Annotated in this window: 8 protein-coding genes; 4 read left to right on the forward strand and 4 right to left on the reverse strand. The window is 64.8% G+C overall.

The annotated features are described in order from the left end of the window. Positions 1–72: 72 nt before the first annotated feature. From groL to AAGI46_04350, 3 genes are all read right to left on the reverse strand, one after another. Positions 73–1,746 carry a chaperonin GroEL gene (gene groL / locus AAGI46_04340; protein MEM1011433.1) on the reverse strand — a complete coding sequence of 558 codons (1,674 nt, stop codon included), beginning with the start codon at positions 1,744–1,746 and terminating at the stop codon, positions 73–75. A gap of 55 nt (positions 1,747–1,801) precedes the next feature. Then, entirely contained in the window at positions 1,802–2,092 is a 291-nt protein-coding gene (locus AAGI46_04345) for a co-chaperone GroES (GenBank protein MEM1011434.1), read from the reverse strand. 122 nt (positions 2,093–2,214) lie between these two features. Next, positions 2,215–2,763 (reverse strand): hypothetical protein, encoded by a 549-nt coding sequence (locus tag AAGI46_04350; protein ID MEM1011435.1) that lies wholly within the window; start codon positions 2,761–2,763, stop codon positions 2,215–2,217. 205 nt (positions 2,764–2,968) lie between these two features. On the opposite strand from AAGI46_04350, the gene AAGI46_04355 reads away from it, so the two are divergent. The 3 genes from AAGI46_04355 (at position 2,969) to AAGI46_04365 (ending at position 4,915) form a co-directional block, all read left to right on the forward strand. Continuing rightward, on the forward strand, positions 2,969–3,652 hold the full coding sequence (locus AAGI46_04355) for a hypothetical protein (protein ID MEM1011436.1): 684 nt from the start codon (positions 2,969–2,971) through the stop codon (positions 3,650–3,652). An 86-nt stretch (positions 3,653–3,738) separates the two neighbouring features. Further along, positions 3,739–4,263: an adenylate kinase gene (locus tag AAGI46_04360; GenBank protein ID MEM1011437.1), complete on the forward strand. Its 525-nt coding sequence runs from the start codon at positions 3,739–3,741 to the stop codon at positions 4,261–4,263. Continuing rightward, positions 4,256–4,915 carry a UbiX family flavin prenyltransferase gene (locus AAGI46_04365; GenBank protein ID MEM1011438.1) on the forward strand — a complete coding sequence of 220 codons (660 nt, stop codon included), beginning with the start codon at positions 4,256–4,258 and terminating at the stop codon, positions 4,913–4,915. Before AAGI46_04360 ends, AAGI46_04365 begins: the two co-directional genes overlap by 8 nt. Positions 4,916–5,012: 97 nt before the next feature. Here the strand turns inward: AAGI46_04365 and AAGI46_04370 are convergent, their stop codons facing one another. Further along, positions 5,013–6,536, reverse strand: a complete 1,524-nt coding sequence (locus tag AAGI46_04370) for a carboxypeptidase M32 (protein ID MEM1011439.1) — start codon at positions 6,534–6,536, stop codon at positions 5,013–5,015. 97 nt (positions 6,537–6,633) lie between these two features. On the opposite strand from AAGI46_04370, the gene AAGI46_04375 reads away from it, so the two are divergent. After that, positions 6,634–7,732 (forward strand): S1 RNA-binding domain-containing protein (locus AAGI46_04375; GenBank protein MEM1011440.1); only part of this gene is annotated, 1,099 nt, incomplete at its 3' end.

Here is a 7,732-nt window from a genome sequence, read left to right on the forward strand (position 1 = left end):
CGAGAAACCGGCCGACGCGGGTGCGTCGGCCGGCGGGTTCGCTTCGAAATCAAGTGCTCTCTCAACGGGCTTCTACATCATCCCGCCCATGCCACCCATTCCGCCCATGCCACCCATTCCGCCGCCGGGCATGCCGGCGGGTTCGGGCTTGTCTTCCTTGATCTCGCTGATGACCGCCTCGGTGGTCAGGAGCAGGCCGCTGATGCTGCCGGCGTTTTCGAGGGCGGTGCGCTCGACCTTGGTCGGGACGATGACGCCCATCTTGATGAGGTCGCCGTACTCGTGTGTCAGAGCGTTGTAGCCGAAGGTGACGTCCTTCAGGTTCTCCTTGACCTTCTGGGCGACCACGCTGCCGTCGACGCCAGCGTTCTCGGCGATCTGCTTGAGCGGGGCCTCGACGGCGCGACGAACAATGTCGACGCCGATCTTCTGGTCCTCGTTGTCACAGTCGCCCTTGACCTTGTCGAGCGTCTTGGCCGCGGCGCGGATGGTCGCGGTGCCACCGCCGGGAAGGATGCCTTCCTCGACGGCGGCGCGGCAGGCGTGCAGGGCGTCTTCGACGCGGGCCTTCTTCTCCTTCATGGCGACCTCGGTGGCCGCGCCGACGTTGATCTGTGCCACACCGCCGGCCATCTTGGCGAGACGCTCCTGGAGCTTCTCGCGGTCGTAGTCGCTGGTGGTCGCGTCGATCTCGTTCTTGATCTGCTCGATGCGGGCCTTGATTTCCTTCTCGGCACCGGCACCTTCGATGATGGTCGTGGTGTCCTTGTTGATGCGGACCTTTTTGGCCCGGCCGAGCTTGTCGAGCTCGAGGGTCTCGAGCTTGAGGCCGAGCTCTTCCATCACGGCCTCGCCGCCGGTGAGGACGGCGATGTCCTGCAGCATCGCCTTACGACGATCGCCGAAGCCGGGCGCTTTGACCGCGACGGCCTTGAACGTGCCGCGAAGGGCGTTGACGACGAGGGTCGCCAGGGCTTCGCCCTCGATGTCTTCCGCGATGACGAGCAGCGGCTTGCCGCTCTCGGCGACCTTGCTCAGGATCGGGATGAAGTCGCGGGCGTTGCTGATCTTCTTCTCGAAGATGAGGACGTACGCGTCTTCGAGGACGGCCTCGCGCGTCGTCTGATCGGTGACGAAGTGGGGCGACAGGTAGCCCTTGTCGAACTGCATGCCCTCGACAAGGTCGATCGTGGTGTCGAGGGCCTTGCCCTCTTCGACGGTGATAACGCCGTCGCGGCCGACCTTGTCCATCGCCTGGGCGATGAGGTCACCGATCTGCTTGTCCTGGTTGGCGGAGGACGTGCCGACCATGGCGACTTCCTTGGAGTCCTTGACCGGGCGGCTCATCGTGCGGAGCTCGGCGACGATGGCTTCGACGGCCCGCTGAATTCCGCGCTGGACCTGGGTGCTGTTCGCACCGGAGCCGACGTTGCGAAGGCCTTCACCGAAGATAGCCTCGGCGTAGACGGTGGCGGTGGTGGTGCCGTCGCCGGCGATCTTGGAGGTCTTGTCGGCGACCTCCTTGACCATCTGGGCGCCCATGTTTTCGTACGAGTCTTCGAGCTCGATCTCCTTGGCGACGGTCACGCCGTCCTTGGTGACGGTGGGCGAGCCGAAGGACTTTTCGAGGACGACGTTGCGGCCTGACGGGCCGAGGGTGACCTTGACGGCGCGGGCGAGCTTCTTGACGCCGGCGTAGACGGCGGAGCGTGCGTCTTGGTCGAAAGCGATTTTCTTAGCAGGCATGAGTTATTAGTTGTTAGGGCCTAGGGCTTAGGGCAGAGACAGCGAGGTGGAAGCGTTAGCTGACGATGGCGAGGACGTCGTCTTCGCTCATGATGAGCAGCTCATCGCCGTCGATCTTGACTTCGGTGCCGGCGTAGCTGGTGAAGAGGACTTCGTCGCCCTTCTTGACGCTGAAGGTGCTCTTCTCGCCATTGTCGAGGAGCTTGCCGTCGCCGATGGCTTGGACGGTGCCGCGCTTGGGCTTTTCCTTTGCGCTGTCGGGCAGGACGATGCCGCTCTTGGTGACGGTCTCGGCTTCGAGACGCTTGACGAGGATGTTGCCGCCGAGGGGTCGGAGTTGGGCCATGGTGGTGAGTTGGTTGTTGAGGTTTCTCTGTGGGGGTGGACGTTGTTGGTGTTCGCAAGGAGGAGGGATGAGGGCTAAGGGAGGAGGTTCAGAGAGCAGAGTCAGCCTCTGACCTTCCTCGTTCATCCCTTCTCCTTTCTCCCTTCCGGCCATCGCCCCGCGTAGTGCCTTCGCATCGCGCGGGCGAGGGTGTCGAGGAGTTGGTTCGTGTCGACGGGCTTGGGCAGGACGCTGAAGACGCTCACGGTGAGCGCGTCGTGCATGAGCCCGCTGTTCAGGCCTCCTTCGCGGGCGGAGGGTTGAGCCAAGAGGATTGCCGGCGGAGGCGTGGGGCAAGCAGAGGACTGGCCGGAAGTCGACGCCATCTCCGCGAGTCGCTCGCGAAGCCGACGCAGCACCTGCAGTGCCGACATGTCGGCCATCGCTTGCTCCAGCACGGCGACGTGAATCCGCGGGCCGTCCCCGAGCGCCGCCTGCTCGAGCCGCTCGAGCGCGTCTCGTCCGGTGCGGGCGACCAGCGTCTCGATGCCCTGGGCACCGAGCAGGCCGACTGCGGTCTGGTGCCACGGCTCGCCGGCATCTTGTTCGTCGCCCAGCAGGACCGTCAGTCGCCCCGCACCGCCGCCGATGGTGGTGTCAGGTGCGAAGGAGGCAGTCGCTGCCGCGGGCATCTCGCTGACTAGATCACAACCACCGTGCCATATCAGCCATCGCCCGTGGAGTGTTCACTGTCAACGACTTGTGCGGCATGCCGCGTTGCGATTCCTCGCTGAAAGCTGCCAACTTCGCGCTGCCGATCCGGGGCTCTGCCGGTTTGGCAGATGCGGCCTTGGCGAACCTGGCGAGCGGGTGCGGGTCTCTGGTAGCGTGACACCGATGCGACGATGGAAGCTGTGCCTGCCGCTGATCGCCCTCGCCGGGGCTGGTTGTGCCGATGGGGTCGGGCCCGAGATCGACTTCGGGGCGGCCCTCGGCGGGTTCGATCTGGAGGACGAGGGCGGCTTCGAGTCCGTCATCGACGGGCCGCGGGTATCTGGGCGGTTTGCGACGGGCGTCTCGGGCACGCTCGCGGTCGTCGACGACTTCGGCAGTGGTCCTCGGGTCGGCGGACGGATTGGTTTCGGTTACACCCGGCGCGACCTGGGTGGGTCGAGTGTTTCTGGGGAACCTTTACTGTCAGTTGACGACTTTGTTGATGTGTTGTTGGTCACTCCTCAGGTATCGGCCAGTTACCGACAATATCTCGGCGGCTCCGACTTCTTCGGCGAAGGATGGTTCCTCGAGCCGGGTGTCGGCGTCGGGCCAGCGTTCGGATTCCTGAGCTTCGGACAGCAGCTCGAGTTCGCCGATGACGTGCTCGCGAGCGAGGTCGAAGAGACCGAAACCGCCGTCGGATTCGGGGTCGAACCCTTCGCCCGCCTCGGCTACGCCGGCGAGGGATTCGTCGGCGGCCTGGAAGGTGGATGGCTCTACACCACACTCAATTTCGACGACGATTTGGGTCGAAACGCCAATCAGTGGTACATAGGAGTTTTCGCCGGTGTACGACTCGGGCAATAAATGATTTTGAGCGATTTCAGTCGCTCGGATCATGATTAACAACAGCATTGGCAGCGTGCCTCCACAGTGGCTTACGCTGCACTCCTGTGCACGACGGCCCGCGCATCCTCGTTCTCGGCACGAGTGGTTCGGGCAAATCGACCTTGGCTCGTGCGGCCGCTCAGCGGCTTGGCGTTGGTCACATAGAGCTCGACGCCGCCTTCCACGGGCCTGACTGGACGCCGATGGACGAGGGTCTTTTTCGCCAGAAGGTGAGCGCGTTCACGACCGAAGCAGCCTGGGTCATCGACGGCAACTATGGGATGGTGCGCGACATCATCCTCGCGCGGGCCACGACGGTCGTGTGGCTCGATCCGCCGCGGTGGCGTGTGATGTGGCAGGTCATCACGCGGTCGGCGAAACGTGTTATTTTCCAGGAAAAGCTGTGGAATGACAACCGCGAACGGCTGTCTGCCTGGCTCGATCCGGAGCATCCGATTCGATGGGCGTGGTCGACGCATCATCCTCGCAGGCGTCAGTTCCTGAAGGAATCGGAAGGCGACTCTCGGTGGCTGCGGCTGCGAACGCGACGCGAAGCTGCCGATTGGCTCGTACGGTTGGCCGATGCCTGATCGTCCCAACCGCATCGTCGTCGCTGTCACCGGGGCCAGTGGTGCGCTCTACGCCCAGCGTGTTCTTGGCGGGTTGCTCAAGGCGAAGGTGGAGACGCACTTGGTCGTCAGTCTGCTCGGTCGCCGGCTGATTCACGACGAGCTGGGCATCACCAAGCTCGACCAGGCCGGCCTTGGCCAATTCGTTGACGGCGACACGGAGCACCTCGTTGTCCACAACTACAACGACGTCGGCTCGTCGCTGGCCAGCGGGTCCTTCCTGCACGACGGCATGATCGTCATCCCCGCCAGCGGCAACACGCTCGCCGAGATCGCGGCCGGTCTGGGCGGCAACCTGATTGCACGTGCCGCTGCGGTGACGTTGAAAGAAGGGCGTCGCCTGATTGTCTGCCATCGCGAGATGCCGCCGAGCGCGATCGACGTGCGAAACTACCGGATTCTCAGTGAGGCCGGCGTGATTCTGGCGTCGCCGAATCCCGGGTTCTACCTCAACCCTCAGACGGTCGGCGAGGTGGTCGACTTCGTGGCGGGCAAGCTGCTGGACCTCGTCGGCGTCGAGCACGATCTGGACGTGCGGTGGGATCCGGGGAATCCGCGGAAGCCGCTGCGGTTCGTGGGTGGGAAGTTGGTCACGATCGATCCGTCATCCTGAGCGAGCGCAGCGAGTCGAAGGACCTCGTCTCTACTCGCGCTTCTGCAACTGCGTTCCACTGCGAGGTCCCTCGGCTTCGCTCGGGATGATGGAGGTGTCAAACGCCGTAGTAGAGGCTCGCTTTCTCCTGAAGATGCGTCAAAAGCGGCTCAACGGTGGGCTTGGAGCCCGTCGCCTTTTCGACGAGGTCGCGGGCGGCGTGGCGTTTGCCGTGGTGGTGGACGTTGTCGATGAGCCAGTCGAGTAGCGGGCGGAACTCACCGCGGGCGAACAGGGCGTCGCGTTCGGCCTGGCCGCCCAAGGCGTCTGTGACCTTGTCGAAGAGGCACGACGCGTACACGTTGCCGAGCGTGTAGGTCGGGAAGTAGCCGATCAGGCCGGCTGACCAGTGAACATCCTGCAGGCAGCCGTTGCTCGCCTTGTCCGGCTTGATGCCGAGATACGCGTCCATCTTCTCGTCCCATGCACCGGGAAGATCGGCCACCGACAGGTCGCCCGAGAGCAGTGCCCGCTCGATCTCGAAGCGGAGCAAAACGTGCAAATTATAAGTGGCTTCGTCACTTTCCGTGCGGATGAAGCTCGGCCGGACGTCGTTGGTGGCGAAGACGAAGTCGTCCATCGACTCGCCGCCAAGCGCCTCGGGGAAGAGTTCCTGTGCCGTCGGCCAGAGGTACTGCCAGAACGCGGGGCTTCGGCCGACGAGGTTTTCCCAGAGCCTGCTTTGGCTCTCGTGAATGCCGAGCGACACGCTCTCGCCGAGTGCGGTGCCGAAGTGCTCGGCCTTGGGAAGATTCTGCTCGTACAGCGCGTGGCCGGTTTCGTGCAGCGTGCTGAAGAAGCTGTTGCCGAGGTCATGCTCGAAGAAGCGCGTCGTCATCCGCGTGTCGCCCGGGCCGAAGCCGGAGCAGAACGGATGGACGGCCACATCGAGTCGGCCTGCGTTGAATTCGAAGCCGATCGCCTTGGCCGCCTTGGTCGACAGCTCGCGCTGGGCGTCGACGGGGAACGACCGCGTGAGCAGCTCGCGTCGGGGCGTTTTGCCACTGTCGTTGATTCGGCCGACGAGATCGACGAGCGGACCTTTGAGCGATGCGAAGACCTCGTCGAGGTAAGCGGGCGATTCGCCCGGCTCGTAATCGTCGAGCAGGGCGGCGTACGGATCGTCGTCGTGGTGGGGATGGCCCACACAGTCGGCCTCTTCGCGCTTGAGCTTGAGCATCGTCTCCAGGTGCGGGACGAAGGCGGCGAAGTCGTCGTTTTTCCGGGCTTCGACCCATGCCGCGTGGCCTTTGACCTCCGCCCGGGCGAGCTCTTCGACGAGCCGCGTGGGCAGCTTGGTCGCGCGGTCGTAGTCGCGACGGGCCTCGCGAACGATGACGGCCTCGTCGCCTTCGGGTGAGGCGGCTTCAGCATCAGCGATGGCGGTGCCGAGCTGGGCAGACGTCGCCCGCTCGTGCATCAGCCGGGCCAGCAGCGACGACTGGTCGGCCCGGAGATCGGTGCCGGCGGGTGGGAGCTGGGTCTGCTCGTCCCATCCGACGACGGAGCCGACGCTGCCGAGGACGGCTTTTTCGCGGAGGAGTGTGCGAAGTGTGCTGATGGGCGTGGCATGGTCGGGCATGGCGGGTAGAGTACGCACCGGCCCTCGTGCCACGTGCCGCCTTTGAGGCGGCGAGCGACCTTCGGTTTCGTCCACGCCTCCCGTGTCCAATTCGTCCATGCCTGCCGTGCCTTCGCCCGAACCCCAGCCGGCCGATGCCGGTGCGACTCCGGTCGCGCCACTCGTCGAACCTGCGACGCCCGCCGAGCCCGTTCCACCAACGCCGGCGACGCCCACAGCGATGCCCGCTGACCCAGCTGATACGAGCGAGACGTTCCGCGCGAACACCGATCCCGACGTCGATGCCGAGATCGAAGCGGCCCTCGGCGGGACCGACGTGTCGGCGATGATGGACGCGTCTGCCGACGAGCAGGCGGTCGATCAGGCGACACTCCGCGGCACGCAGGCGGGCGTCGTCAGTCGCGTCGACCTGTCGAAGGGTGAGTTGCTCGTCGACCTCGGTGGCAAGCACCAGGCGGTGGTGCAGGCCAAGCAGTTCGACCCGGTTCCGGCCGAGGGTGAGTTCGTCGAGGTCGACATCGAGACCTACGACGCGGCCGAGGGCATCTACCGCGCCCACAAAAAGGGGGCCGCCCGAAAGATCGGCGCGTGGGAAGAGCTCAAGCAGGGACAGGTCGTCGAGGCGACGGTCACCGGCATGAACAAGGGTGGTCTTGAATGCCGCATTGGCCAGACCGCGATCCGCGCGTTCATGCCCGCCGGGCAGGTCGATACGGCTTTCCAGAAAGACATCAGCACGTTCCTGAACCAGAAGGTCCAGGCGAAAATCACCAAGCTCGATCGTGCCGAGCGGAACGTGGTGCTGAGCCGGCGTGCGGTGGTCGAGGCCGAAGCGCGTCAGGCACGGAAGGAAACGCTGAAAAACCTGGAGGAAGGTGCCCTCATCAAGGGCACGATCAAGAGCGTCAAGGACTTTGGTGCCTTCGTCGATCTGGGCGGCGTGGACGGGCTCTTGCACGTCAGCCAGCTCACCCACAAGCGGATGGCCAACGCGGCCGACTTCGTGAAGGAAGGCGAGGAGGTCGAGGTCCGCGTCGACAAGATCGAGAAGGGCGGCAAGGGCGGAGGCAAGATCGCGCTGTCGCTGAGCCATCGCCCGCCGGACCCGTGGGAGCAGGCCGAGACGAAGTACGCTGTCGGCAGTCAAGTCACCGGCACCGTGACGCGCGTCGAGAACTTCGGGTGCTTCGTCGAGC

The organism is Planctomycetota bacterium, assembly GCA_038746835.1.
Classification (GTDB): Bacteria; Planctomycetota; Phycisphaerae; order Tepidisphaerales; family Tepidisphaeraceae; genus JBCDKH01.

Coding starts and splice junctions, on each gene's coding strand:
- groL (MEM1011433.1), bottom strand. CDS start 1,746: ATGCCTGCTAAGAAAATCGCTTTCGACCAAGACGCACGCTCCGCCGTC.
- AAGI46_04355 (MEM1011436.1), top strand. CDS start 2,969: ATGCGACGATGGAAGCTGTGCCTGCCGCTGATCGCCCTCGCCGGGGCT.
- AAGI46_04370 (MEM1011439.1), bottom strand. CDS start 6,536: ATGCCCGACCATGCCACGCCCATCAGCACACTTCGCACACTCCTCCGC.
- AAGI46_04345 (MEM1011434.1), bottom strand. CDS start 2,092: ATGGCCCAACTCCGACCCCTCGGCGGCAACATCCTCGTCAAGCGTCTC.
- AAGI46_04350 (MEM1011435.1), bottom strand. CDS start 2,763: ATGCCCGCGGCAGCGACTGCCTCCTTCGCACCTGACACCACCATCGGC.
- AAGI46_04365 (MEM1011438.1), top strand. CDS start 4,256: ATGCCTGATCGTCCCAACCGCATCGTCGTCGCTGTCACCGGGGCCAGT.